This is a genomic window from Nocardiopsis alborubida (assembly GCF_012396365.1).
GTDB lineage: Bacteria > Actinomycetota > Actinomycetes > Streptosporangiales > Streptosporangiaceae > Nocardiopsis > Nocardiopsis alborubida.
In genome coordinates, this window is sequence record NZ_JAAXPG010000043.1 from 1 (window position 1) to 25,478 (window position 25,478).

General features: G+C 69.6%; 19 protein-coding genes. 9 read left to right on the forward strand and 10 right to left on the reverse strand.

Annotation, left to right across the window (positions count from 1 at the left end):
- Positions 1-132: 132 nt before the first annotated feature.
- The 5 genes from HGB44_RS29390 to HGB44_RS29410 all read left to right on the forward strand — a co-directional run bounded on the left by HGB44_RS29390 (position 133) and on the right by HGB44_RS29410 (position 5,554).
- Positions 133-348 carry a hypothetical protein gene (locus HGB44_RS29390; RefSeq protein WP_061082268.1) on the forward strand — a complete coding sequence of 72 codons (216 nt, stop codon included), beginning with the start codon at positions 133-135 and terminating at the stop codon, positions 346-348.
- A 55-nt stretch (positions 349-403) separates the two neighbouring features.
- On the forward strand, positions 404-1,453 hold the full coding sequence (locus tag HGB44_RS29395) for an OmpA family protein (protein WP_082768513.1): 1,050 nt from the start codon (positions 404-406) through the stop codon (positions 1,451-1,453).
- A 9-nt stretch (positions 1,454-1,462) separates the two neighbouring features.
- Positions 1,463-1,990: a hypothetical protein gene (locus HGB44_RS32235; RefSeq protein WP_231972553.1), complete on the forward strand. Its 528-nt coding sequence runs from the start codon at positions 1,463-1,465 to the stop codon at positions 1,988-1,990.
- A 36-nt stretch (positions 1,991-2,026) separates the two neighbouring features.
- Complete coding sequence (locus HGB44_RS29405) at positions 2,027-2,698, forward strand: aggregation-promoting factor C-terminal-like domain-containing protein (RefSeq protein WP_061082269.1); 672 nt, start codon at positions 2,027-2,029, stop codon at positions 2,696-2,698.
- A 426-nt stretch (positions 2,699-3,124) separates the two neighbouring features.
- Complete coding sequence (locus HGB44_RS29410; RefSeq protein ID WP_061082270.1) at positions 3,125-5,554, forward strand: glycosyltransferase family 4 protein; 2,430 nt, start codon at positions 3,125-3,127, stop codon at positions 5,552-5,554.
- 11 nt (positions 5,555-5,565) lie between these two features.
- On the opposite strand, the gene HGB44_RS29415 is transcribed toward HGB44_RS29410, so the two are convergent.
- A complete protein-coding gene (locus HGB44_RS29415; protein WP_168444200.1) occupies positions 5,566-6,537 on the reverse strand; it encodes a hypothetical protein in 972 nt (323 codons plus the stop codon).
- A 421-nt stretch (positions 6,538-6,958) separates the two neighbouring features.
- Between HGB44_RS29415 and HGB44_RS29420 the strand changes: the two genes are divergently transcribed.
- Together HGB44_RS29420 and HGB44_RS29425 are read left to right on the forward strand one after the other, a co-directional pair.
- Entirely contained in the window at positions 6,959-8,059 is a 1,101-nt protein-coding gene (locus HGB44_RS29420; protein ID WP_061082272.1) for a pilus assembly protein TadG-related protein, read from the forward strand.
- 87 nt (positions 8,060-8,146) lie between these two features.
- Positions 8,147-9,022: a hypothetical protein gene (locus tag HGB44_RS29425; RefSeq protein ID WP_061082273.1), complete on the forward strand. Its 876-nt coding sequence runs from the start codon at positions 8,147-8,149 to the stop codon at positions 9,020-9,022.
- Here HGB44_RS29425 and HGB44_RS29430 read toward each other — a convergent pair.
- Complete coding sequence (locus HGB44_RS29430) at positions 9,019-9,486, reverse strand: hypothetical protein (RefSeq protein ID WP_061082274.1); 468 nt, start codon at positions 9,484-9,486, stop codon at positions 9,019-9,021. The genes HGB44_RS29425 and HGB44_RS29430 overlap by 4 nt on opposite strands.
- A gap of 346 nt (positions 9,487-9,832) precedes the next feature.
- Between HGB44_RS29430 and HGB44_RS29435 the strand changes: the two genes are divergently transcribed.
- Positions 9,833-10,729 (forward strand): hypothetical protein, encoded by an 897-nt coding sequence (locus HGB44_RS29435; protein ID WP_061082275.1) that lies wholly within the window; start codon positions 9,833-9,835, stop codon positions 10,727-10,729.
- On the opposite strand, the gene HGB44_RS29440 is transcribed toward HGB44_RS29435, so the two are convergent.
- The 5 genes from HGB44_RS29440 to HGB44_RS29460 all read right to left on the reverse strand — a co-directional run bounded on the left by HGB44_RS29440 (position 10,722) and on the right by HGB44_RS29460 (position 18,191).
- Positions 10,722-11,789: a pectate lyase family protein gene (locus HGB44_RS29440; RefSeq protein WP_061082276.1), complete on the reverse strand. Its 1,068-nt coding sequence runs from the start codon at positions 11,787-11,789 to the stop codon at positions 10,722-10,724. The two genes, HGB44_RS29435 and HGB44_RS29440, sit on opposite strands and share 8 nt — an antisense overlap.
- Before the next feature lie 455 nt (positions 11,790-12,244).
- Positions 12,245-13,945 (reverse strand): ABC transporter family substrate-binding protein, encoded by a 1,701-nt coding sequence (locus tag HGB44_RS29445; RefSeq protein ID WP_061082277.1) that lies wholly within the window; start codon positions 13,943-13,945, stop codon positions 12,245-12,247.
- Between the two features lie 85 nt (positions 13,946-14,030).
- Positions 14,031-16,217: an ABC transporter ATP-binding protein gene (locus HGB44_RS29450; RefSeq protein ID WP_061082278.1), complete on the reverse strand. Its 2,187-nt coding sequence runs from the start codon at positions 16,215-16,217 to the stop codon at positions 14,031-14,033.
- A gap of 14 nt (positions 16,218-16,231) precedes the next feature.
- Positions 16,232-17,140, reverse strand: coding sequence for an ABC transporter permease (locus HGB44_RS29455; RefSeq protein ID WP_061082279.1), 909 nt, complete (start codon positions 17,138-17,140; stop codon positions 16,232-16,234).
- A 70-nt stretch (positions 17,141-17,210) separates the two neighbouring features.
- A complete protein-coding gene (locus HGB44_RS29460) occupies positions 17,211-18,191 on the reverse strand; it encodes an ABC transporter permease (protein ID WP_061082280.1) in 981 nt (326 codons plus the stop codon).
- Between the two features lie 1,407 nt (positions 18,192-19,598).
- On the opposite strand from HGB44_RS29460, the gene HGB44_RS29465 reads away from it, so the two are divergent.
- Positions 19,599-20,081 carry an ATP-binding protein gene (locus HGB44_RS29465; protein WP_061082281.1) on the forward strand — a complete coding sequence of 161 codons (483 nt, stop codon included), beginning with the start codon at positions 19,599-19,601 and terminating at the stop codon, positions 20,079-20,081.
- Positions 20,082-20,214: 133 nt separating this feature from the next.
- On the opposite strand, the gene HGB44_RS29470 is transcribed toward HGB44_RS29465, so the two are convergent.
- From HGB44_RS29470 to HGB44_RS29480, 3 genes are all read right to left on the reverse strand, one after another.
- Positions 20,215-20,385 (reverse strand): hypothetical protein, encoded by a 171-nt coding sequence (locus tag HGB44_RS29470; protein ID WP_168444201.1) that lies wholly within the window; start codon positions 20,383-20,385, stop codon positions 20,215-20,217.
- Positions 20,386-20,561: 176 nt separating this feature from the next.
- Positions 20,562-21,344, reverse strand: coding sequence for a SigB/SigF/SigG family RNA polymerase sigma factor (locus HGB44_RS29475; RefSeq protein ID WP_394354066.1), 783 nt, complete (start codon positions 21,342-21,344; stop codon positions 20,562-20,564).
- Positions 21,345-21,914: 570 nt separating this feature from the next.
- Positions 21,915-25,118, reverse strand: a complete 3,204-nt coding sequence (locus HGB44_RS29480; RefSeq protein ID WP_061081664.1) for an efflux RND transporter permease subunit — start codon at positions 25,116-25,118, stop codon at positions 21,915-21,917.
- Positions 25,119-25,478: the final 360 nt, after the last annotated feature.

The following is a 25,478-nucleotide window of genomic DNA, read 5'->3' on the forward strand; positions in this document are numbered from 1 at the left end:
GCACCGCCTCGCGTCGCTGGCGTTCTGCGGCGGTCAGCCCGCCGCCGGTGGAATACCTCATACCTTCGGGATACTCCGGCGGGGCTGCTTGTCAAGAACGGTAACCCCACAAATTAAAGTTCAGTAAGCCCCGTGAACAGCCTGACCAAACTCTGGGTGACGCTGAGCACCTTCCTTGTGCCGACCTCCGAGGAGAAGGACAAGGGCGCCGGGATCGTCGAGTACGCAGCGATCCTTATTCTCGTTGCCGCCATCGCGGTTGGCATCTGGGCCTTGGGCATTCCTGACCAGATCAGGCAGGCCATAGGGTCCTCCGTTGACCAAATCCTCCAAGGACCGGCGGAATAAGGTTAACCACACCAATCAGAGACTTTTGGGTTCCCATCAGAAAATCCGGAAATAGATGCATCAGGGAAAATCCTCCCCCCAGGAAAGAGAAACTAGAAGCTTGCTCCCTTTAGGGGCTGCACTGACTTCACTGTCCTTACTCACCTCTGGCTGCGTAATTGATCCAGGAACCCCTCCTCAAAGCAACCAGAAGAACGAAAATCCAAACAACCCAAGCCCTCCACCCTCCGATGAAGAAGAAAAGGCAGGACAGGCGATTGCCAGCAGTGTCAGCAGCTCCTCTGACATAGGGTCCGACCTCCAGATTGACGTCTATGCCCTCGAAAGGATTGGAGATAGCCTACTCAGACTTCGCCTGGGAATCACAAACAAATCTAGCCAAGAGTACTATCTTTACGCCGGACTGGCTGATTCAGAGAATCCTTACACAGCCAGCCGAGTCACTCTCGTTGACGCAGAAAACCAAACTCGACACTTAAGCCACAACCAGAGCGACGGTTCATGCTTCTGCCTTCCCTTTGAAGGCTCCATTGACAGTGGGGAAACCGTGGAAACTTGGGTTGTTTACCCTGAACCCCCACCCGAAGTTGAAAGAATGACCGTAGTCACCCCCCTGACTCCACCGTTTCTGGACGTCCCCATAAGCACTTCACCAGAAACCATAGATAGCCAAGGGATTTCAGAGCCAGAAATCCGCGATCTCACCATGATTTCCGATAACACCGAGGATCAAACAGGACGCACCGAAAGCAGCGATGAAGTCAGCATCATCCTGTCTTCTGACGTACTTTTCGAGACAAACAGTGCAGACCTCAGCCCCGATGCAGAGGAAATCATACAGCAGGTCGCCAGTGAAATTGATGACGCAAGCTCCTCCACAGTGAGAATTGATGGACACGCAGACAACACCGGCAACGAATCCATCAACCTTCCACTCTCACAAAGGCGCGCAGAAACTGTCGAATCAGTTCTTACGGATTTGGTCACCAGAAGTGGGATCAATTTCGAGGTAGAGGGCCACGGGGCCAGCGAACCCATCGCCAACAACGATACCGAAGAGGGTCGCGAGCGCAACCGACGAGTCAGCGTCACCTTCGAAAAATAGGAGGCATCGATGCGAAAGGCTGCAAGAAAACTCGGCCTCATCACGACCATCTCAATAACAGCGCTCGTTTTCTCTGTAGGCACAAGCACCTCAGCAGCACCCACTCAAAATGATTTCGAAGCACTCGGCACAGCCCCTGGAAACGAAACAAGCTCCTCTTCCCTGACCGCAGAGGTGAATGTCGCAGAGGAAAACGAATCCGGAAACCTACTGGCAGTGACATGGAGTATAGAAAACTCTGGAAGTGAACCAGTAGTTCTCACATGGCTCACCGATCTGTCATATACATACAGTGGCGGAGCCTATTTCTCCGGAGTCACCGCCTTTTCTCCAGAAAACGGAACCCGCTATCATCCAATCATGGACGGCGAAGGGGAATGCCTGTGCGCGGGAAATGTTTCGAACGATTTTGAGCAGCGTGTCGACTCCGAGGAAAAAATGACATACTGGTCCATGTACTCGGTCCCGAGCGACCTTGAGACCATATCCGTGGAGATCCCCGGTTTCGACCCCATCGAGGACATCCCCATCTCCTGACGTCCCCCCACCATCCAGATCGCCTAGGAGGCGGCGTTGCCCACCCCCCACCGCCCCGAACTCGGGGACACCCGACGGCCCTCCCCCACCGGACCGCCCGGGCGTTCCGGCGAACGCAACGGGCCGCCGAGGAGGCACCGGGGCGGCCGGTTCCTGCAACGGTTCCGCCCTGCCCGGAGAGCGGGGGGCGACCGGGGCGCGGCGTTCGTCGAACTGGCGGCGGTCACCGTGCTGGCCGCGGCGATCGTGGTCGCGGTCTACCAACTCGGACTCAGCCAGACCTTCAACAGCGGGGTCCGGCAGATGGTGTGCCTGGTCGAGGGCCCCGGCTGCGGTGACGAGACCTGGGTGGACGCCGACCGGCCGGAGGAACCCGAGGAGTACGAGTGGGGCCAGGGCAACTCCAACGCCCTGGAGAACGAGACGCTCGCGATGGGCATGGCCGCGGACCGCGGCTGGACCGAGAACGAGTGGGAGTGCCTGAGCAACCTGTGGAGCGTCGTCTCCCACTGGGACCACACGTTCATCAACACCGAGACCGGTGACCACGGCATCTCGGGGTTCAACCCGGCCAGGCACGGCTCCATGCCCGAGGGCTTCCGCGAGAGCCCGTCGGCGCAGATCTCCTGGGGGATGAGCCACATCGACGACGCCTACGGGTCGCCCTGCGCCGCCTGGACGTACTGGGAGAACACCGGCACCTACTGAGGGCCTTCCCCCTTCCCCACCCGTCTGCCCTGCCGTCCTGCCGTCCTGCCGCCCGCACACCTGGCTGCTCCCCCCGCGCACTCCTGCCCGCGCTCCCCTGTGGGACGGCACGCCTCCGCACGGGGGCTCCGCTCTTCCTCACACCCGCGTCTCCCTGCACTCGCGATCCCTCGCACCCGCGTTCCCTTACACGAGCACCGCTCACGGAATCGGGTGCGGCATCTTCGCGGCATGTGAAGGTTCCGCAAAACACCCACAGAAATTGGTAAATACCAGGGTCTTATCAGACATAAAGGGCATTTCCCTCTGCGGAACGTTCGTACCCTGAACGTTCCCACGCCGCCCCGCCGGGGGCTCTGGTGTGGAAGACGGGCACCGCTGCCGTCTCGTGGGGGCACGGGTCGGCACTGACCACACGGGGGTTCGGTGAAGATCGCCTATCTGATCAACGACATGTACGGCATCGGCGGAACCGTCCGCACCGTCGCCAACCAGGCGGCGGCGCTGTCCGCACGGCACGAGGTCGAGATCGTCTCGGTGTTCCGGCACCGCGCGGAGCCCGTTCTGCCCGTACCCGCGCAGGTGAGCCTGCGCCCGCTCGTGGACGTCCGCGGGTACGACGGCGCCGACGGTACGGGGACCGACGGCCGCCCGCTGTACGAGGGATCGGAACGGGCCGGTGTACCGCCGCTGCTCTTCCCCCCGGAGGACGCGCGCGGCCCCACGCACAGCCGCCTGACCGACGACCGGCTGGAGGAGTACCTGGCCACCACCGACGCCGACGTGGTGGTGGGCACCCGGCCGGGACTGAACGTGGTGATCGCCCGGGCCGCTCCGAGCCGGGTGGTCAAGATCGGCCAGGAGCACCTGACCTACGACCAGCACTCCGAGCCGCTGCGCCGGGTGATGGAGGACGCCTATCCCCACCTGGACGCCTTCGTGACCGTGACCGAGGCCGACGCGCGCACGTACCGTGACCGGATGCCGATGCCTCGGGTGCGCGTGCTGTCCATCCCGAACTCGGTGCCCGCGCCCGCGTTCACCGCCAACGGGCACAACAGCCGCACGATCGTGTCCGCCGGGCGGCTGGCCCCCAGCAAGCGGCACGACCTCCTGGTGCAGGCCTTCTCCATGGTCAGCGAGGAATTCCCCGAGTGGACGCTGCGGATCTACGGGCGCGGCAACCGGCGTGCGGCACTGGCCCGGCTGGTGAACTCGCTCGGGCTCCAGGACCGTGTGTGGCTGATGGGCGCGCACCCCCGCGTCGAGGAGGCCTGGGCCCAGGGTTCGTTCGCGGCGGTGACCTCCAGCGAGGAGCCGTTCGGGATGACGATCGTGGAGGCCATGCGTTCGGGACTGCCGGTGGTGAGCACCGACTGCCCGCACGGTCCGGCGTCGATCATCCGCGACCGCGAGGACGGGCTGCTGGTGCCCAACCGGTCCGCCCCGGGGATCGCCGACGGGCTGGCCCAGCTGATGGCCGACGACGAGCTGCGCCGGCGGATGTCGTCCGCCGCGCTGACCGGCTCCGAGCGCTTCGACCCCGCCAACGTCATGCTGATGCACGAGGAGCTGTTCTCCGGCCTCTCCGGCCACGAACTGCCTCCGCCGCGGGTGTCGGTGCCCGCGCCGCGCCCCGAACCTGCCGCCGCCTGCCGGGTGCGCGTGGCCGGGGACGGAGTCGCGGTGCTGTCGTTCGCCGATCCGCCCGACCGGGTGGTGCTGACCCTGGAGGGGAAGCGGGTGGAGCTGGAGCCGGACGGCACCGGCGACGTGGTCGTGGACGCCGCACGCACCCGGCTGGCCGCGCGCACGTGGGAGGTGCTGCGGCTCGACGGCGACCGGGAGACCCCGGTCCACGACGTGGAGATCCGCCAGCACGGCTTCCCGTTGGATCCGGAACGGGTCGGGCGCCTGGCCCTGGTGCTGCCCTCCCGTTCGGCGAAGGGCCGTCTGGTTCTGCACGTGAGGCGCTCGGCGCACCACGCCGAGGTGGAGCACGTGGAGTCGGCCGACGGGCTGATCACCGTGCAGGGCCGGGTGCTGGGCCGCGCCACCCCGGACGCCCACGCGCGCCTGGCGGTGCGGCTGCGCACTTCGCCCGGGGCCCTGCGGGAGTTCTCCGCGCCGGTGGCCGGTGACGGCCGCTTCACGGCGGTGGTGGACCCCGAGGTCGTGGTACACGGCCGGTACGGCGAGTCGGAGAAGTGGGAGCTGCGCCTGGTGCTCTCCGACGGGACCGAGTGCACCGTGGGACGGCACCTGTCCGGTGTGGCGGGCTACCAGAAGATCATCCGGTACCCGGACCAGAAGGTGGAGCGTGGCGAGGGGGCCGGCTCGCGGGTACGCCCCTACTACACGGTCAACGACCGGCTGGGGCTCGTGACGTCGCCGCTGGCGCCCACCCTGGAGGTGGACCGCGTGCGGGCGGTCCCGGCGGGGCGCCGCGGCAGCCGTCTGCGGTTCGAGGTGCGTCTGGCCTCCCCACTCCCGGAGGGCGCGGAGTACGCAGTGGAGGTGGTGCGCGGCACCGACGTGGGCCGGCGCTTCCCGCTCCGCGCCGAGGGCGGTTCCGCCTCCGGCAGCCGTCTGGTGGGCTCCCTGCCGCTGCTGGCGCGGACGGAGTACGGCGGGCCCGGAGCGATCCGGGCCACGTGGCGGCTGCGACTGCTGGCGGGGCCGTCGGGGGCTCTGGGACGTCTGGGCGCCACAGCGGTCCCGGACAGCACCTCGCGCCGTTGGAGCCACGGCCCGTACGTGCGCTCGGCGACCGTGACGCCCCTGGGCTCCGGTGACCTCCAGGTCACCGTCGCCGACGTCCACGCGCGGGAGGCCGTCCGGCGACGGATGCCCTGACCCGGGGCGCCTCAGGCCTGCCCGGTGCGGATCATGCGCTGGGCGAGGCTGAGCCGGTCCAGCAGCCAGTCGGGCAGGTGGTCGGCGCCGCGAGGAAAGTGCTGGATGTCCTGGTGGAAGTCGCGGGGGTCGGGTTCGAAGTCGAACTCGGGCGGGGCGTCGTGGTCGAAGTGCGCCCCGATCTCCCGCGACTCCTGCACGGTGAACCGGGCCGTGAACCACGTGCCCTTGCCCGGCTGGTACATCCCGGTGCGCAACCGGTCCAGCAGCCGCCCGACCTCGGGGAGGAGCAGGTCCCACTCCGTGCCGCCGTCCGGTCTGCGCACTCTCACCCGTGACGAGGAGACCCCGAACAGGCCCCGGTAGTCGACGACGACCTCCTTCCAGGGGCCGTGGAGCGAGTCGAGGGTACGGTCCACGATCTCCTGGACGGTGTCCATCATCTCCTCGGGGGTCATGTCCCCCGGGGACATCCGCGTCCGCGGGTCGGGGCGCGAGGCGATGAGCAGGCTCCAGGGCGACCCGCCGTCCTGCGCCTCGGGCACGCGGTCGCCCTGGAGCCGGTCCCGCAGCCAGACGGGGACGTGCTCGTCGTCGCGCGGGAAGTGCTCCAGGTCGAGCAGGTAACTGGCGTCGTCCCGCGGCTCGTCGAAGTGCGGCTCGTTCTCGTAGTCGTAGCGGATCCGGTAGCTCGCGGGCCGGTCGACCTCGTAGTAGGCGGTGTACCAGGTACCCGTCCCCTCGGCGTACATCCCCGCGCGGATCTCCCGCAGCCGTTCCAGGGTGGACAACGGCGGGATCCAGCCGCTGCTGCGCCCGCCCTCGAACATCACCTCGAAGAGGGCCGTCTCGCAGGCGCCCAGTCCGGAGTACACGAGCCGGAGCTTGACCCAGTCGTCGGGGGCCGCCCGGAGCAGGTCCGTCCCGATCCTGCGGAGGAGCTCGTCCTGTTCGACGGGGGTCATCGCTTTACGGGCGCTCATGTCCTCGCCTTCGCTTCTTCTGCGGTGGAATGGGTGCGAATCCGACCACGCACCACGACTCGACACGCGCCGGACAGGGTCCATCCTCCCTGTGCGGAAGCCGCCGTGGGCCCCACACCCGACAGAAACACGCCGGACGATTCCCACGAAGTCGTATGGCCGCGTGGTCCGGCGCGGACGGCTCCCCACCCGCCACGCCACCGCTACGCGTCCGAACAGGGCGAACACCCCTCGCACCGGCCCCAGAAGGGACCGCGGTCGTCCACAGGCCCTACCGCTTCCCGACATGCCCGGATAAGCTGCGCTGGTCGGGACGTTGTCCGGGCGTGTTCGCGTGCTCACCACGCGCGACGCGGCCTGCTGCTCCCCCCTCCCCCGCTCCCCTCCTCCCGGGAGCACCCCCTCCCCTGATGGAAAAGGCATGGGACTGCGACGGATCCTCCCCCACACCGCCCCTCCGCCCGGACGGCGCGCGCCGGGAAGAGGCGACGACGGACAGGCCAACGTCCTGCTCCTGTTCGGGCTCACCCTGGCCCTGCTCTCGCTGACCCTGCTGTTCGTGCGGGTGGGCGCCGCCAACGACCAGCGCTCGCGGACCCAGACCGCGGCCGACGCCGCAGCACTGGCGGCGGTGGGCGCCCTCCAGGAACGGGCCGCGCAGGACATCGTCGACGGCGCCTACCCCATGCCCTGGTTCGACGAGGAGGCCGCCGAGGCGCGCGCCGAGGAGTACGCGCGGAGCAACGGGGCGGTCCTCACCGACATCCGCGCCAGCGACAACGTCATGGGACGCAGCGGCAACATCGTGCGGGTGGAGGTGCGCGGCGCCGTGTGCCAGCGCGAACTGGAGGAGGACGGGTCCCGGCACTGGAACGACGTGGTCTGCGACGGCAGTGAGGAGGAGACCAACACCGTCGTCGGCAACGCCTCGGCCATCGCCATCGTCCGTATCCCCCACGAGTGCGGGCGCGACGGGGGCGAACTGGTCTGCGACGGCGGCACCGTCGACGACCTCGCCTCCGCCAAGCGCCTGATCGACGTGCACCTGGTCGACCAGGAGGGCCGCTACAGGTTCAACCCCGACTTCGTCGGAGGGGGCGGACCCAGCGTGGACTGCGCCGCGCTGGGGTCGCTGCACCCCATCATGTGCGCGGCGCACCAGCGCCTTCAGCAGGAGTTCCCGGGCTTCTATCTCTCCGCGGGCGGCCGGCGCACCGAGCCGGGCAGCGACCACGACAGCGGCGAGGCGGTGGACTACATGATGGCGGAACTGGGCGCGGTGCCCACCCCGCAGATGCACGCCACCGCCATCACGGTGATCGACTGGGTGATCCAGAACTCCCACCAGCTCGGGGTCAAGGGCATCATCTACGAGCAGCGCATCTGGAACGCGACCGGTGGGAACCCGGACCCGGTGGGCCCCTGGTCGAGCGTGAGCCGTCCCATGGACAACAGGGGCAGCAACACCCAGAACCACATCGACCACATCCACCTGGCGGCGGGCGTCGGTCCCATGCGGTGACCGCGCCCCGCGCGGGGGTCCGGGGAGTTGTCCACAGGCGTCGGGAAGGGCTTGCCGGGGCGGCGTCCGCCCCCGAACCTGGAGGGTATGACAGTCCGTGAGCACACCCTTCCCGACCGTTCCCTCCTTCTGCGCACGCTCGCGCCGGTCGTCGGCCCGCTCTCCCCCGACGCGGTGGTCTGCGACATCACCGCCTCCTACGTCTGGGGCGTGGACCTGCACGCGGCGGGCGTCCGCGCCACACGCACCCGCCCGCACGTGGCGGTCCCCCGGGGCGTGCGCACCAGCGGCATGCCGGTGGTCGCCCACCGGGAGCACGTGCCCGCCGCGGACCGCGACGTGGTGGAGGGCGTGCGCGTCACCACCCCGGTGCGCGCGGCCGTCGACGTCGCCGCCCGCGCGCCCTCGGTCTTCGTGGCCACGGCCCGCCTCGACGCCTTCCTCTCCCGGGGGCTGGTCACCAAGGGGGACCTGGTCCCCGCCACCCGCCGGGCCCGCTCCCAGCGGCAGCTGAGGCAGCTGCGCACCGCCCTGCGCTACTCCTCGGAGCTGAGCCGGTCGCCCGCCGAGTCGTGGACGCGTGTGCTGGTCCTGGAGGCGCTCCTGCCCCCTCCCGTCCCGCGGTGCCCGGTCCCCACCGACGAGGGCGTGTTCCACGCCGACCTCGGCTGGCCCGGCCAACGGGTGGCGCTGGAGTACGACGGCCCGGAGTTCCACTCCCCGACTGTGGCCGGGGCGAGCGACCGGGTCCGGTACGCGGCGATGCGGGCGCAGGGCTGGGAGGTGGTCTCGGCGCGCGTGCACGACCTCCAGTCGCGGCCGGGACGGCTGCTGCGCCGCATCCTGCACGCGCTCACCCGCCAGGGCTGGTCGTGCCCTCCCGAGCACCTCCGGCTCGTCCGGAGCCGCGTGCGCGCCTACGAGAGGGAGCCGCCCCAGCTGTTCGGCCCCCGGCCGCGCTAGACGGTACAGGACCCAACAGCCCGGCCGCGGCCCGGGCCGCGGCCGGGCACGACGCGACAGGAGGTGGACACGTGGACCGGGGCAACACCCTGCTGGAGTACGCCGCCCTGCTGCTGGCGGTGCTGTCCCTGCTCGTGGTGGCCGCCGCGCACGGAGCGCTGGAACGCTTCCCCGCGGAGCTGCGCGGAGCCGTGCACCGGGCGCTGGGCGGCGGGTCCGGTTCCCGTCCAGCGGACGGCACGGACACCGGTGACGGCACGGCCACAACCGGCCACGGACCCGTGCCGGACGAGGACTGGAGGCTGGACCCGGCTGCCGCCGCGGAGGCGGTCCTGCGCTGCGCCCGGGCGGGCGCCCTCCCCGATCCGGTGGCCCGGACGGACTGCGCGCTGTCCCTCCTGGGCCTGCTGGAGGCCCGGCTGCTGGAGGCCACCGTCCTGCGGTTGCAGGGCGAGGATCTGCACGAACTCTTCCGCAGCCCGTCCTTCGGCGCCTCCGCCGCGGCCCGGACCGCGGTCAGGCTGCTGTGGGAGCACGCCGCCGAGGAGACCCTGCGGCGGCTGTCGCGGACCCGCACCTTCGGATTCCTCGAACCGTTCCTGGAGTCGCCCCACCGCGACTGGGTGCTCACCTTCGTGGATGTCGGAAGTGATCACGTGCGTGGGACCATCGAACGGAACACTGCGTCACCGCGTCGTACCACCCGTCACCCTCCGATGCCAGACGAAGACGATCCGCAAACCCCCCGCGTCCCCCGGCGGTCGCGCGAAGATCCGCAGAAACGAGGCCCAGGCCGTGTCGGTTCCGTCGATGCCGCACCCCTCCGACCCCGACGAGCAGCCCTCCCCGGGAGGGCGGCCCAACTGGCTCGTATCCCTCCTCATGGTGCTGGTCAGCGTGGCCGTGGTCGCCAGCGGATGGGCTGCGGCCCGGCTCGTCGTGGGCGATCCCCTCCCCCCGCTGGACGTCGCGGAGGGCCCCGAGTCCCGACCGCCGCGAAGCGGAACCGCCCGTACCGCGGCCGACCCCGAGGACGCCGAGGCCTACCTGGAGGCCGCCGCCGAACTCGTGGAGGACTCCTCGGCCTTCCACCTCACCTTCACCGTGTACGACGGGGAGACCGACCCGCGGGACGCGCCGGAGCCCGACGCCGGAGCCGCCGACGCACTCCCCGAGCCGCCCGCGACCCACCCCACGGCCTCGGCCGGACCGGCGACGTCGGGCCGCGGGCAGGCCATGTACGACTCCGGGACCGAACCGGAGTTCGACCACTACTTCTCCACCGCGGACGGGTTGGGCGTGTACCGCTACGACGTGGGCGACGGCCAGCTCATGATGACCGCCGACCGGGGCCTGGAGCTGCTGGACCCGCCCAGCCCCGCCGACCGCTACCTGTGCTCGCGCGCGTACGGGTCGGCCAAGCTGCGCGAGGTACTCGACACCTCCGCCGACCTCGCGCTGGAGGGGCTGGAGGAGGTGAGCCTGGAGTGGCCGGAGCTGCGCAGCACGCACAGCGCCTACCACTACACGGGCACGTTCACGGCCATGCTGGGCGGCTACGACCCCGAGACCGGGCGCAACACCCTCACCACCGTCCGGGACGCCGAGTTCGAGCTGTGGATCGACGAACAGGGGTACCCGCGCAGGTTCGACTACCGCACCGAGACCGGTGTCGGGGAGAGCTACGAGTACCACTCGTTCAACTGACCCCGGCCTCCGCCGAGACCACGTCGGGGACGCGGGCGGTGTCGTCCATCTCGTAGGCGTAGGGCGGGTCGGCGACCTCGCCGAGCAGGTCGGGCTGCGCGGAGTCCACGAGCAGGTTGTCGCGGGTGACCACGTTGCCGGGCTCCTCCTCCGCGGTGGACACCGAGAGCCGGGTGCCCTCGAAGTAGTTGCCCTCCACCAGGACGTTGGAGTCGTCGGCCGACTCCACCCCGTACTCCTCGTTGGCCCGGAAGTAGTTGTTGAACACGTGCACGTGCTCGGCGAACCGCGCCCTGGGGTGGTGGCCCGCCGTCCCGTCGAAGTAGTTGTGGTGCACGGTGACCCGCAGGGCGCCCGGCCCCTCCTCCCCGCCGCCGACGGCGAGCGCCGACTCGGCGTCGGTGAAGTGGTTCCAGGACAGGGTGACGTGGTCGGCGCCTTCGGTCACCGAGACGAGGGGGTCCTCCCCGCCGCCGGAGAACGTGGAGCCGTCCACCCACACGTGGTGGGCCCCGCCGCGCACGGCCACCGCGGTCCCGTCGGCCTCCACCCGCAGGTTGGACAGGACGACGTTGCTGGCCCCGTCGACCACCAGCCGACCGCCGGTGAGCTCTGCGCCGCCCTCGACGCCCACGAGGGTCTTGTCCGAGCCGACCTCCATCGCACCGTCCAGGTCGATCGGTCCGGTGACCTCGACGGTGAGCGGTTCCTCGGCGGCCAGGTGGTCGGCCAGCTCCCCGGCGTCGGAGGCGGTGACGGTCTCCCCCTCCGCACCGCCGACCGCGCCCGGGTACTCCTCGCCGTCGCGCTCCAGCGGCTCACCCGCCCAGCCGACCGGCCCGCCATGCTCCCCCTCCGGCGTCTCCTCCGGTGTTTCGCCCGGGGTCTCTCCCGGGGCCTGCTCCGCCGGGGATCCGGACTCGTCGGCCTCCGTGTCCGGTTCGGCGGCGGCACCGGTCTGCGGCTGCGTCGCGGCCTCCTCCTCTTCCTGTGAACACGAGGTGAGGGCAGCGCACAACAGCGCCGCCGCGGCCGCGGCGGCGATCGGGTGAGGTCTCATCAAGGGCTTTCCAACGCAGCGGGACAGGGGGTGTGGGGGCTGGGGCGCTGCCGGGCGGCGCCGTGAGCCCGTGGCGGCGTCGCACGGCCACGGGGGGAGCACGGGCCTCCCGACGGACGGCCCCGGCGTTCCCGGTCGTCCACCTGCCCGGGCAGACGGGCGGGGCGGGCCGGAAACGATGCCTAGACCTTGCCACAGCCGGGTCCGCGGCCCCAACCCCAGCCCCCGCCCCGGGTCGGCACACGCGCGGCTTGTGGGGGACGACACACCGCACGGGGACCACGCGGCTGGAGCGGCGCCGCCCCGCCCGGGACGAGGCGCACGGCCGGGGCCGTCGCCGAGCCGCGGGGGAGGCGCGGCAGCCCCGGGCGGCACACGGCGAAGGGCGCCGGTCCCCGTGCGGGGGCCGGCGCCCTGGCACACCCGCTCAGGCGGCGGGCGTTGACGTCACGGGGCTACTCGGCGGCCCAGCCGATGTCCTCGTAGACGTAGTCGGAGGCCAGACCGAACTCCCCCCAGTTGTGCAGGTCCTCGTTCATGACGTAGAGGCCGGGACGCTCGAAGAAGGGGATGGTCGCGACCTCCTCCCACAGGAGGCGGTCGATCTCGTTGGCGAGTTCGGCGTAGCGTTCCGGGTCGGTCTCGGCACGCATCTCGCCGAACTTCTGGTCGATCTCCTCGGTCGAGGTACGGGCGAGGTTGTTGCCCCACTCCCCGTTCTCGTCCGGCATGCCGTAGTTCTCCTGGGCGTCGCCCGCGTAGGGGTTGGAACCGGTGAGAACGTACGTGGCGACCTCGTAGTTGCCGGGGATGACGTACTCGGAGAACAGGGCGTTGTTCGGCACCTGTTGGACCTTGACCTCGATGCCGATCTCAGCGAGCATGTCGCGGCCGATCTCAGCCTCGTCCTGGGCGATGGCCATGTCGTCCGAGGCCACCCAGTCCAAGGACAGCGTCTCGCCCTTCTCGTTGGTGCGGAACTCGGCGCCCTCCTCCAGGGTCCACCCCGCCTCGTCGAGCAGCTCCGCCGCACGCTCGGGGTCGTACTCCCCGTACCCCTCGCTGTTGTCCTGGTAGCCGTTCTGGCTGGACCGGAGCAGGCGGTTGGTCTCACCGGTGATCGGCCAGTCGACCGCGCCCAGGGCGATCTCCGCGAGGGCGCTGGTGTCCAGGCCCAGGGAGATCGCGTGGCGGACGCGAACGTCCTCAAGGTTCGGGCTCGCGCCGTTGAGCGAGGCGAACCGGTAGGCGTGGTTGACGGCCCGGGTGAAGTAGGTGCCCTCCCTGTCTCTGAGCAACTCGTAGCCGGCCGCGTCGTAACCGAGGTAGAAGCCGTCGATCTCACCGTTGTTGAAGGCGCCGGCCATGGCGTCGGTGCCCATGGCGTCGAAGACGATCTCGTCCAGCAGGGGCTCGGTGCCCCACCAGTCCTCGTTCTTCGTGATCGTGATGCGCTCGGTGACGTCGTCGAACTCCACGTCCCCGAAGGGCCCCGCGGTGACGGGGTAGTCCTTGACGTAGCCCTCCTTGAAGAGCTCCTCGTCCTCCATGTACTCCTTGGGGTACAGCGGGGAGAACAGGGACGGCCACTCGGCGAAGGGCTCGTCGAACCTCAGGGTGAAGGAGTACTCGTCGTCTCCGGGGACGAACTCGGTGATCTGGTCGTACCCGTCGGTGCCTCCGAGCTCCCAGTCGCCCTCACGCGAGCCGCTGACGGTCTCGACCTGGGCCTCGTAGTCCTCGGAGGTGATGGGTTCACCGTCGGACCACACCGCGTCGGGGTTGAGCTCGTAGAAGACTTCGAGACCGTCATCGCTGACCCCGTAGTCGAGGACGAAGTCCTCGTTGGGAGAGGGCAGCCCCTCTGCGTCGTACCGGGTCGGGTTGGGCAGCACCGCGGCGGTCACCCGGCGTACGTTGGCCATGTTGCCCTGGGTGTGCCACATGTTGTGCTGCTGGTCGTAGGCGCTGATGGCCCACACGAAGCTGCCACCCTCCCGCAGGTCCTCGCGGGGCGCGGGGTTCAGGTCCTCGGCAGCGAGGGAGGCCACCTGCTCCTGGGCGTCTCCCTGGTCGTCACCGCCTCCGCCACAGGCGCTGGCCACGAGGACCAGTGCCGCGGCCGGGGCGAGGTAGCGCACCTTCCCGATTCGCATGGGGATTTCCTCTCTGGGGTGATGCAGCCAGCGCGCGGGGTGGCGCTGGCCGTGACGAGCCGGTCGTCGGGGGTCGGACGACCTCCTAGCGCTCCGCGAAGTGGCAGGCTGCCGCCTGGTCACCGTCGTTCACGGCGAGGATCTGGGGCTCGACGCTCCGGCACTGCTCCCGGTCGGCCTCGGGGAGCAGGGCGAACTTCTGGCACCTGGTCCGGAACCGGCATCCCGAGGGCGGGTCGGCGGGACTGGGCAGGTCTCCGTCCAGGACGATGTGGGTGCGCGCGCGTTCCTTCTCCGGGTCGGGGATCGGGATGGCGGACAGCAGCGCCTGGGTGTAGGGGTGGGAGGGCCGGGAGTAGACCGAGCGGGTGTCGCCGATCTCCACGATCCGGCCCAGGTACATGACCGCGACGCGGTCGGCGATGTGCCGGACCACGGACAGGTCGTGCGCCACGAACAGGTAGGACAGGCCCAACCGGGCCTGGAGCTCCTGGAGGAGGTTGACCACGCCGGCCTGGATGGACACGTCCAGGGCCGAGACCGGCTCGTCCAGCACCAGCAGCCTGGGCTCCAGGGCCAGGGCCCGGGCGATGCCGATGCGCTGGCGCTGGCCGCCGGAGAACTCGGCGGGGAAACGGGTGACGTGCTCGGTGTTGAGGCCCACCAGGTCGATCAGCTCGTACACCCGGCGGGTGACCTCTTCCGCGCGCCTGCCGTGGGTGCGCAGGGGCTCGGCGATGATGTCGAACACCGTCATACGCGGGTCGAGCGAGCTCATCGGGTCCTGGAAGACGATCTGCATGTCCCGGCGCAGCGCGAACCGGTCGGCCCGGCCCAGGGTGGCGACGTCCCTGCCCATGACGGAGATGGTGCCGCGCTGGGGCCTGGCCAGGTCCATGATCTCCATGAGGGTGGAGGACTTGCCGCAGCCGGACTCGCCGACCAGGGCGAGGGTCTCCCCCTCGCGGATGTCGAAGTCGATGCCGTCGACCGCGTACACCGAGCCCACCCGGCGCTTGAACACCGCGCCCTTGGTGAGCGCGTGGTGCTTGACCAGGTCCTGCACCCGCAGCATCTCGGCGCGGTCCGCACGGTCTCCCGCGGCGGCCGGGGAGTCGGGGATCTCCGGCACCGGGTAGATGTCCCGGGCGGTCCACCCCTGAGCGGTGATCTCCCCGGAGCGGACGCACGCCACCCGCTGTGCGTCGGCGTCGGCCTCCCGCCCTGCACCGGGCCCCGCCGCGGCCGCGCCCTCACGGATCTCCCCGCCCGAGGGCTGGGCGCCGATCGTGAGGAGTTCGGGCTCGGCCAGGTCGCACTCGGGCCGGGCGAGGGGGCAGCGCGGCGCGAAGGGGCATCCGGGCGGCAGGTCCGACAGCGACGGCGGGGTGCCCTTGATGGGGACGAGGGCGCCCTGGTGCTCCAGGTCCATGCGCGGGACGGCGCCGAGCAGACCCATGGTGTAGGGCATCCTGCTGCGGTAGTAAATGTCGTCGACGCGGCCGGTCTCCACCGGGCGGCCCGCGTACATGACCAGGACCCGGTCGACGAACCCGGCGACGACGCCGAGGTCGTGGGTGATCATCACGATGGCCGCGCCGGTCTCCCTGCGGGCGGTGCGCAGCAGGTCGAGGATCTGCGCCTGGATGGTGACGTCCAGGGCCGTGGTGGGCTCGTCGCAGATGATGACGTCGGGGTTGTTGGCCATCGCCATGGCGATCATGACGCGCTGGCGCATGCCGCCGGAGAACTCGTGCGGGAAGGAGCGGTAGCGCTGGGCCGCGTTGGGGATGCCGACCAGTTCGAGCAGCTCCACCGCGCGGGCGCGGGCCCTGGCCTTGGGAGCGGAGGGATCGTGGATCAAGACGGCCTCGGCGAGCTGGTCGCCGACCGTGTACACGGGGGTGAGCCCGGACAGCGGGTCCTGGAAGACCATGGAGATGACCCTGCCGCGCTTGCGGGCCATGGTGCGGTCGTCCAGGCCCAGGATCTCCTCGCCGTGCAGGCGCACGGAGCCGGTGATCCGGGCGTGTTCGGGCAGCAGCCCCATGGCGGCCATCGAGGAGACGGACTTGCCGGAGCCGGACTCGCCCACGATGCCCAGCACCTCGCCGCGGCGGACGGAGTAGCTCACCCCGCGCACGGCGCGCACGTCGGGGTTGCCGTTGAGCCCGCCGAAGGTGACGGTGAGGTCGGTGACCTCCAGGACCGGGGTGTCGCCGGCGGGAGTCCCGCTGACGGTCTCGGTGTTCGCGACGGTGTCAGTGCTCATGTGTGTGCCTCCCCCTAGGACCGGCGCGACTTGGACTGCGGGTCGAGGGCGTCGCGCAGCCCGTCCCCGATCATGTTGACGGCGAGCACCATCAGCACCAGCAGAACCGTGGGGAACGCGAACATCCACGGGGCGGTGGTGGCGAACGACGACCCTTCGGCGATGACCATGCCGAGGCTGATGTCGGGTGACTGCACGCCCAGCCCGAAGTAGCTCAGGGCGGTCTCTCCGATGATGGCGGTGCTGACCGTGATCGTGGCGTCCGCGATGAGCAGGGACGACATGTTGGGCAGGATGTGGCGCAGGATGATCCTGTGCGAGGGCACGCCCATGAACCGGGCCGCGTGGATGTACTCGCGTTCGCGCAGGGAGATGCTCAGACCACGGATCATCTTGGAGGTGACCATCCAGCTGAACGCCGCCAGCAGGATGACCAGGACGAACCAGCCTCCCTGGCCGACGAAGTGCTTGGACAGGATGGCCAGGATGACGAAGTTGGGCAGGACCAGGGCCAGGTCGGCGATCCACATCAGGGCCCGGTCCGTCACACCGCCGAAGTAGCCGGCGAACGCACCGACGAGGGCGGCCACGCCCGTCGAGACCACCGCGACCAGCAGGCCGATGAGCAGTGACTTCTGCAGACCGGCGGTGGCCTGGGTGAAGATGTCCTGCCCCGTGCGGTTGGTACCCATCCAATGTTCGACGGAGGGCGCTTCGAGTGTGGCTCCGAAGTCGCGCTGGCCCACCTCCCAACCGCTGACGTAGGGGCCGACGAAGGCGAAGGCCGCCAGTAGCGCGAGCATGGCGAGACCGACGATGACCCGCCGGGTACCCATGAGCTGGCGTACGACGTCCTTGAGCCGGTTGGGTGCCGGAGGCACGGTCGCCTTACCGGGCCCCGTGCTTTTCTCGATCGTGCTCATGGCGTGGTCTCCAGCCGAACTGGCGCGGTCGTGCGCGGTGGAACGTTACGGGCGGTGGCGGGGGGCACGGTCAGACCCGCACTCTCGGGTCCAGCCAGGCGTAGAGGATGTCCGAGAGGAAGGACGCCGCCATGATCGTGATCGCCATGAACCAGGAGACAGCCGCGACCACGTGGACGTCCTGGCGGAAGATGGAGTCGATCAGCCACGCGCCCATGCCGTGCCAGCCGTAGATCTTCTCGGTGAAGGTGGCTCCCGACACCAGGGCGCCGAAGGTGAAGGTGAAGTAGGTGATGGTGGGGATCAGCGCGGTGCGCAGGGCGTGTTTGAACAGGGCCTTCCTGCGGGTGAGGCCCTTGGCCATGGCGGTGCGCACGAAGTCGGCGTTGAGCACGTCCAGCATCATGTTGCGCTGGTAGCGGGCGAAGGAGGCGAAGAGCGCGACGGCCAGCACGATCGTGGGCAGGATCGCGTGGTGGATGCGGTTGAGCAGCAGCTCCCACCAGGTTCCGTCGAAGCCCGCCGCGTACTCGCCGGAGTAGCGCAGCAGCTGGAAACCGAGCCCGTCGTTGATCGTGACGGCGAGCACCTGGACGACGATCGCGATGACGACCGTGGGCACCGACAGGACGAAGAAGGAGGCCGCCGTGGCAGCCTTGTCGAAGCGCCGGTACTGGCGCACGGCGGCGTAGGCGCCCACCGCGATGCCGATCACGCTGCCGAGGACGGTGGCGACGGTGATCAGGCGCAGGGTCACGCCCGCCTTCATCCACATCTGGTCGGTGACGTCGCCGCCCTGGATGGTCTTGCCGAAGTCGCCCCGGACCACTCCGCCGAGCCAGGTGGCGTACCGCTCGGCGAGCGGGGCCTGGTCGTTGAGGTTGAGCGCGTCCAGTTGGGCGTTGACCGCCTCCGGCGTCGGCGGCGGCTGCATCTGCTCGAAGTAGCCGCGCGGATAGAGGTTCGTCGCAGCGAGCAGGTAGGCGAAACTCGTCGCGAGAAAGATCAGCACGACGTAGTTCAGCAGCCGTCTGGCCAGGAACTTGCCCAAAACTATCTCCGAACCTCACAGCCGAGCCCGGCACTCGTCCCGTTGTGCGCGGTCGTTACTGGGGGCGCCCGGGGCCGGGGTCCGAAGCACCAGGGGGACGACGCCAACGGTGGATGGCATCGTTAAGCCTTCGCGATCCCGCGACCACCGGCGGGGGTTACTCCCGGTGACTGCCGAAACACACTTGCACCCGGTTCACGTTCCGTGACCGGAATGTCAAGAGTCTGCGCTGGACTAGACACTCGACGGTAAACACTGCGTCAAGAAAAGACAACAGTGCCTGATTAAGCACCCGATTGCAGTCGATTTGTCAAGTTTTACACAGTCTGCAATGAAATGACTCTGCACAGTGATCGACAACTCGCGCGAGCTGGGGAAACGCGTTCCGCGAACGAAGCGGGACCGCCTCCGACGACTCCGCATTCGGACATACGACCACAGAAATGTCGCTCAACGGTAATCTAACGCAGCATGGTCGAAACCCCCCTCCCCGCCCGGAGGCCGCCCCCAGGACGGTTTCACGAACGACGCGGAAGTTCCCGGAGAACACCCGTGGTTTCCCCGGAAGGACGCCCCGCCCGGTCGCCGGAGGGGCTGAGTCCGGCTCACGGCCGTCGTTGAGGCCTCCTTGGGCCCCGCCGACGAGGACGCCTCCCTCCCCGCCCGGGTGCGCCGCGCGGTCGGTCTCGACGCCGGGTCCGGGGCAGGCACGCGCGGAGGGGCGTGCCCGCGCCCCGAGCGGTCGAACACAAGGACGCAGGGCCGTGGGAAGCGCCAGAATTTCGGAGAGCTTCACCTAATCGTTATCCATGCTCACAGGCCCCACCAGTTCCGAAAGACGGCCCATATCCGCCCCCGGCCGTCCCCGCGATCCGACCGAACACCCCCTTTTTCCAGCTCAGCCGGGGTTATCCTGGCCAAGCCAGGTCAGCTGGGTTTCCGGGGAGGCACGGAGCGTATGCTAAGCGCGAATACGCCCTTCAGTGTCGTAGGGCACATCCGCCACCCGACATGACCCACCATCCCGGCCCGTCCCCAGGCCCCACCACCGCCTCGGAGGAAGTCTCGCGGCTTCCCTCCTCCCTCCTGTCGCCGCCCTTGCGCGTGACGTGTGGCACACCGACGCACCCCTCCCTGTCCCAGGGGGCCCGGGCCCGTGTGACCACCCCGCGCCGTGACCCGTCCCACGGGCACGGACGCCTTCGAGGGCCCGGCACTCTCGTCGCCATGCCCGCCGCGAACACACGTCCCCGGGGAGTGAACCCAATGTGTGACACCGCAGCACCCCACAGTCCTCCCGTCGCGCTCCACACGCACGACCCCACCCCCGGGGCCGTTTCCTCGCAGCCGGACGCACTCCAGGTCCCGGTGTCTTCGTCCCGTCCCTTTCAACGTCCGGCGAGTTCCATGGAAGAGCGCACCCCGTACAGCACAGAGACCGCCTCCAGACCGGCGCGGAGGCGCTTCCCCGGCCTGCCGAGCCAGATCGCCTACGCGAGGAGGTTCGTCGCCCGGCAGCTGTCCGCCTCACCGGAGCTGACCACGGCGACCCTGCTCACCAGCGAGCTGGCCACCAACGCCATCACGCACAGCGCCTCGGGCCGGGCCACCGGCAAGTTCGAGGTCTGTGTCCGCCTGGCCCCCGGGTGGGCGCGGGTGGAGGTGCGGGACCTGGGCAGCGTGACCGAGGCGCCCGAACCCCAGCACCGGGACCCCTACGACACCGCCGAGCACGGCCGGGGGCTGGATCTGGTCGAGGCGCTCTCCAGCAAGTGGGGCACCGAGCCCCGCGGTGACGGGATGGGCCGCAAGGTCTGGTTCGAACTGGTGTGGGACTGCGACGGCGGCACCTCGGCGGAGGACGCCGACGAGGCCGTCCTCTCCGACTGACCCGGCCTCGGCCGCCGACCGCTTCCGCGGGCGCGCCCGAGCCCTCCCGGACACGGAGCGAAGCGGAGCGGAGCCCCCGAGCACGAGATGCCCGGGACCGCGCCGGTACGCCGCCGCGTCCGGGAGAGCCCGCCTACTCCTCCGCGCCGGTCCTCGGGGACGCCGCCGCACCGCCGTCCTGGCCGGGTGCGGGCAGCCGGTAGCGCTCGTAGAGTTCGCGCGCGTAGTCCTTGGCCTCCTGTGACGGTTCCTCGCCCAGCTCGTCGCGGACCAGGTCGTCGAGGCTCTTGTTCGTTTCGTCCATGTCACGCAGCCTGCCTGGAGTGCGCGGATAGCACAAATCGCCGCTCCGGTGACGCAGTGCCAAGGACCTCAACGCCCCGGCCGCGGGGGCTCGCGGAGGGGCTCGACCGCGCCCGTGCGGGGCGGGAGCCCCGTCCGCGTCCGGAGGAAGGCCCCCGCTGCCTCCTCCGGAAGATCTCAGCGGCGTTCCTCCGACGCCGCGCCGACGTCCTGGCGCAGCTGTTCCAGCACCCCCGACAGCAACCGCGACACGTGCATCTGCGAGTACCCCAACCGGTCCGCGATCTCGGACTGGGTGTGGTCCCCGAAGAACCGCAACCGCAGGATCTCCCGCTCACGCGCGGGCAACCGCGCCAGCGCGGGCTTGAGAGACTCGCGCTGGACCACCCGCTCCAGGCCCTCGTCCTCACTGCCCAGGTGGTCCTCCAGACGCGTCCCCTCCTGACCGTCGGCGTCGGAGGAGTCCGGCGCGTCCAACGACAGGGAGCGGTAGGACTCCGAGACCTGCGCCAGCTCACTGACCTCGGCCTCGGGCAGCCCCATCTCGTGCGCCAGCTCCGCGATCGTGGGCGTACGCGCGTGCTCCTGCTGGAACTCCCCCGTCACCCGGCGCAGCTTCACCCGGTTCTCCTGGTGGCGGCGCGGCACCCGCACCGCCCAGGTGTGGTCGCGAAAGTGCCGCTTGATCTCCCCCGTCACCGTGGGCAGCAGATAGGAGATGAAGGGCTTGCCGCGGGCCGGATCGTAACCGCGCACGGCCTTGGCCAACCCCACCATCGCGGTCTGCTTCAGATCCTCCAACGGCTCGCCGCGGCCCCCGTAGCGGCGCGCGATCTTGTTGATCAACGGCTGGTAGAGGACCATGACCCGCTCACGCAACCCGTTGGCCCGCGGGTCCTCCTCCCCCAGCCCTCCGAGTACGGACAGCAGTTCCTCCGCCGTGGCGTCCTCGCCGGGCATCGGTTTGCGTGGTCTGGGGATGACGGTTGTGTGGTCTGCGACGGTTTGGGACTTTCGCGCGGCGTTCGCGGACAAGAGGAGACCCCCCGGTGCTCTGCCCTGTGTGCTCGTGTCACCTGTCGGCACCTGCGGCGCGGCCCCCGGTCCCGACACTCTGTCGGGAACTCCGGACGGGCGGGAGACGACCGCCGTGCGGGAAGTACGTTCCCCCAGAAACGCCCTCAAAAGCGATGGAGCGAAAAAAGTTGTCGTTCGACAAATAACTTTCGACGCTCCCGCAATTACTAGGCGTAGGCAAGAGCGGGCGAAGCACTCCGCACTTCTGCCCCCACAAGCCCACGGGGCACGGCGACCGCACCCTTCCCGCCCTGGGAGCCGGGCGCGGATACCAGCCCCCTACCGCCAAGTCATCCCATAAAACACCTTTACCGAATTTTTCATGATCGAACTCATGTTCGCCTCGACGTGGCCGATCACCGCCCTGCGGCATGCGGAGCCGTCCTCCCGGGCGACGCCGAGGGGGCGCCCCGCGCCGTGCGCGAAACGCCCCCGACCGGGAACGGCCTGGGATCAGCCGACCGGCTCCTTGGCGCGCTCGGACCCGGCGGCCGCGCTCTTGCGCTCCCTGCGCAGCTCACGGCGCGCCTGCCTGCGGGCCGCTCCGCGCTGCCTGCCCCACTCCACCAGCTGGTAGAGGACGGGGACCAGGATCAGCGTGAGCACGGTGGAGGTCACCAGACCGCCGATCACCACGATCGCCAGCGGCGCGGAGATGAACGCCCCGCCGCCGGTGATGCCCAGGGCCATCGGGGTCAGCGCCGCGACGGTCGCGAGCGCCGTCATGAGGATGGGCCGCAGACGGTGCCGGGCACCCTCCACGATCGCCTCCCTGAGCGGCATCCCGTTGTTCTGGTTCTGGTTGATCAGGTCCATCAGGACGATGGCGTTGGTGATCACCACACCGATGAGCATCAGCATGCCGACCATGCCCGCCACGCCCAGCGGGGTACCGGTGACCAGCAGCAGCCCCAGCGAACCGGTGATCGCGAACGGCACCGAGATCAGGAGCATGAGCGGCTGGAGCAGGCTCTTGAAGGTCGCCACCATGATCAGGTAGCAGATGACGATCGCGGCGACCATCGCCAGCATCAGCTGCGCGAAGCCCTCGCTCTGGTCCTGGCTGACGCCGCCCAGGGTCGCGGTCGCGCCCTCTGGCAGGTCCATCGAGTCCAGGGCCTGCGTGATCTCGGCGCTCACCGCGCCCAGGTCGGAACCGGTGGCGCTCGCCGACACGGTGGCGCTGGTGATGCCGTCGATCCGCGTGAGCTCCGGCGGCTGCTGCACCTCCACCACCTCGGCGACGTCGGACAGCGGGACCGCCTGCCCGGTCGGACCCGTGATGGGCAGGTCCTCCAGTTCGGCCACGGTCTGGGGCGCCTCGTCGACGCGGACCACCATGTCGCGGCGCGTGTCGTCGAGGGTGACGGTTCCGACGCTCTGCCCGTTGAAGGCGGCGGTGACCTGCTGGCCGATCATGGCCTCGGTCATGCCCCGCTCGGCGGCCTCCTCGCCGTCGACGCGGACCTCCAGCGCGGGCTGGGACTCGGCGATGCTGTTGGCGATGTCGTCGGCGCCGTCGATGCCGCGCAGTTCGTCCTCGACCATTCCGGCGGCCTCGACCAGTGCCTCCTGGCCGTCGGCGCTGACCCGCACCTCGATACCCGAACCGCCCATGGCGGCCATGGCGCTCAGGCGCGGCTCGTACTCGGTGTCCAGGTCCTCCATGGCCGTACGCAGCACCTCGCGGTTGCGGGCCTGGTCGGTGTCGGGGTCAGCGGTGATGCTGTAGTCCACCTGGGCCGCACCGCCGCCGCCCATCATCGCGGCCATACCGCCGCCGCCGACGTTGGTCTGGTAGGAGTCCACCCAGGCGTAGCCGTCGAGGACCTCCTCGACCTTGGCCGCCTCCTCGTCGGCGGCCTCCAGGGACGTGCCCGGGGGCAGCTCCTGGACGATCTGGTAGGTGTTCTCCTCGGACTGGCCCATCCAGTCGGTCTCGATGCCGCCGGCCATGAGGACCGTGCCGCCGAAGATCGCGGCGCTGGCGATGAGCGTGGTGATCGTGGCGGTCCTGCGCTTGGTGGTGATCCAGCGGATGACCGGCAGGTAGGCGCGCTGGAGCGGGCTGCGCACCTCCCGCTCGTACTCCTCGCGCTCGATCTCCTCCTGGGTGGCGTCCCCGATCTCCCTGGGGCGCATGAACCAGTAGCACAGCACCGGGATGAGGGTGATGGAGACGATCAGGGAGGCGACCAGGGCCAGGCTGGCGGTGACCGCGAACGGCAGGAAGATCTCGCCGACCTGGCCGCCGACGAAGGCCAGCGGCAGGAACACGGCGACGGTCGCGAGCGTGGAGGAGACCACGGCGGCGGCGACCTCGCGCACGCCCTGCTTGACCGCTGCCATCCGCTCCTTGCCGTAGTCCAGGTGCCTGCGGATGTTCTCCAGGACCACGATGGAGTCGTCCACCACTCGTCCGATGGAGATGGTGATGGCGGCGAGGGTGAGCATGTTCAGCGAGAAGTCGAACGCCTGCATGCCCAGGAACCCGATCAGCACCGACACCGGGATCGACACCGCGATCACCAGGGTGGAGCGGATCGAGAACAGGAAGACCAGGATGACGATCACGGCGGCCAGCAGGCCCATGCCGCCCTCTTCGAGCATCGCGACGATGGACTCGTTGATGTAGGGGGCCTGGTCGAAGACCACGCTGATGTCGATGCCCTCGCCCAGGACGTCGGCCTGCTCGTCCAGGACCGCCTGGACGCCCTCGGAGACCTCGACGGTGTTGCCGTCGGGGGTCTTCATGACCATGACGCCGATGCTCGGGTCGCCGTTGACGCGCGCCAGGCTGGCGGCCTCGTCCTGGACGAGCTCGACCTCGGCGACCTCGGAGAGCCGGACCGGCTCGGCCGGGGCCGCCGGGGGCGCGCCGGGCGCCGCGGCGGACATGTCCGCTCCCGCGGCGGCGGGCTGGAGCCAGACCTCCTCGACCTGCTCGATCGAGGTGAACTGGTCACCGGTGGTCACGCTCAGGCTGCGGCCGTCGGACTCGACGTCCCCGCCCGGCTGGAGCAGGCCGCTGGACTGGAGGGCGTCCACGAGGCTCTGCGGGGACAGGCCGTTGGAGGCGAGTTCGTCCTCGTCCGGCGTGACGACCACGTCGGACTCCACCGCGCCGGTGAGCGTCGCCGAGCGCACGCCCTCGACGGACTCCAACTCGGGGATGAGGTGGGTCTCCAGCGGGTCGACCATGGCCTGGTCGTCGCCGTCCTCGGCGCCCGCCGCGAGCATCACGACCGGCATCATGTCCGTGCTGAAGGACATGACGCTGGTGTCGACGCCCTCGGGGAGCATGCCCGCGACCTGGTCGACGGCGATCTGGGTCTGGCGGACGAGGTCGTCCTGGTCCTGGCCGTAGTCGAACTCGACCGTGACCTGGGAGGAGCCGGTGCTGGAGGTCGAGGTGACCGTGGTGACGCCCGGGACGCTCTGGACGGCCTGTTCCAGCGGCTCGGTGACCTGGCTCTCCACCACCTGGGGGGCGGCCCCCTGGTAGGTGCCGGAGACCATCACCATCGGCAGGGACATGTCGGGGAAGAGCTCGCGTTTGGCCGACGCCGCTGCGAGGACTCCGAAGAAGAGGACTGCCAGGGTGATGAGCAGGACCAGTGCCCGGTTGCCGAGCGACATGACCGCGGCGCGGTTCATACCTGGGTCCCTTCCACGCTGGTGGCAGCGGTCCCCGTCCGGGGGAGACCCGCGGCGCGGGCCCTTGCGGCCGATCTGGACATGAGAGGTTCTCGCTCCTAGTTCACTGCGGACACGGGGCGGGCCGTGATGTGTGGGTCGTCGAGCGCGTGTACGCGCCGGGGCAGCACACAGTCGTCCGCCGGTACTGGGACCGGGCTCGAACGTGTGGTGACGGGGGCCGGTGACTGGTCGCCCGGATGCGGGGCGGCCGTGTCAGCCGTCTCTCCCGGGGCTCGTGCACCTGCCGGGCGCACTACTCACCATACGTCGCGTTATATCGGGACTTGAGGATCCCCCACACGATTCAGGGAAGTCTCA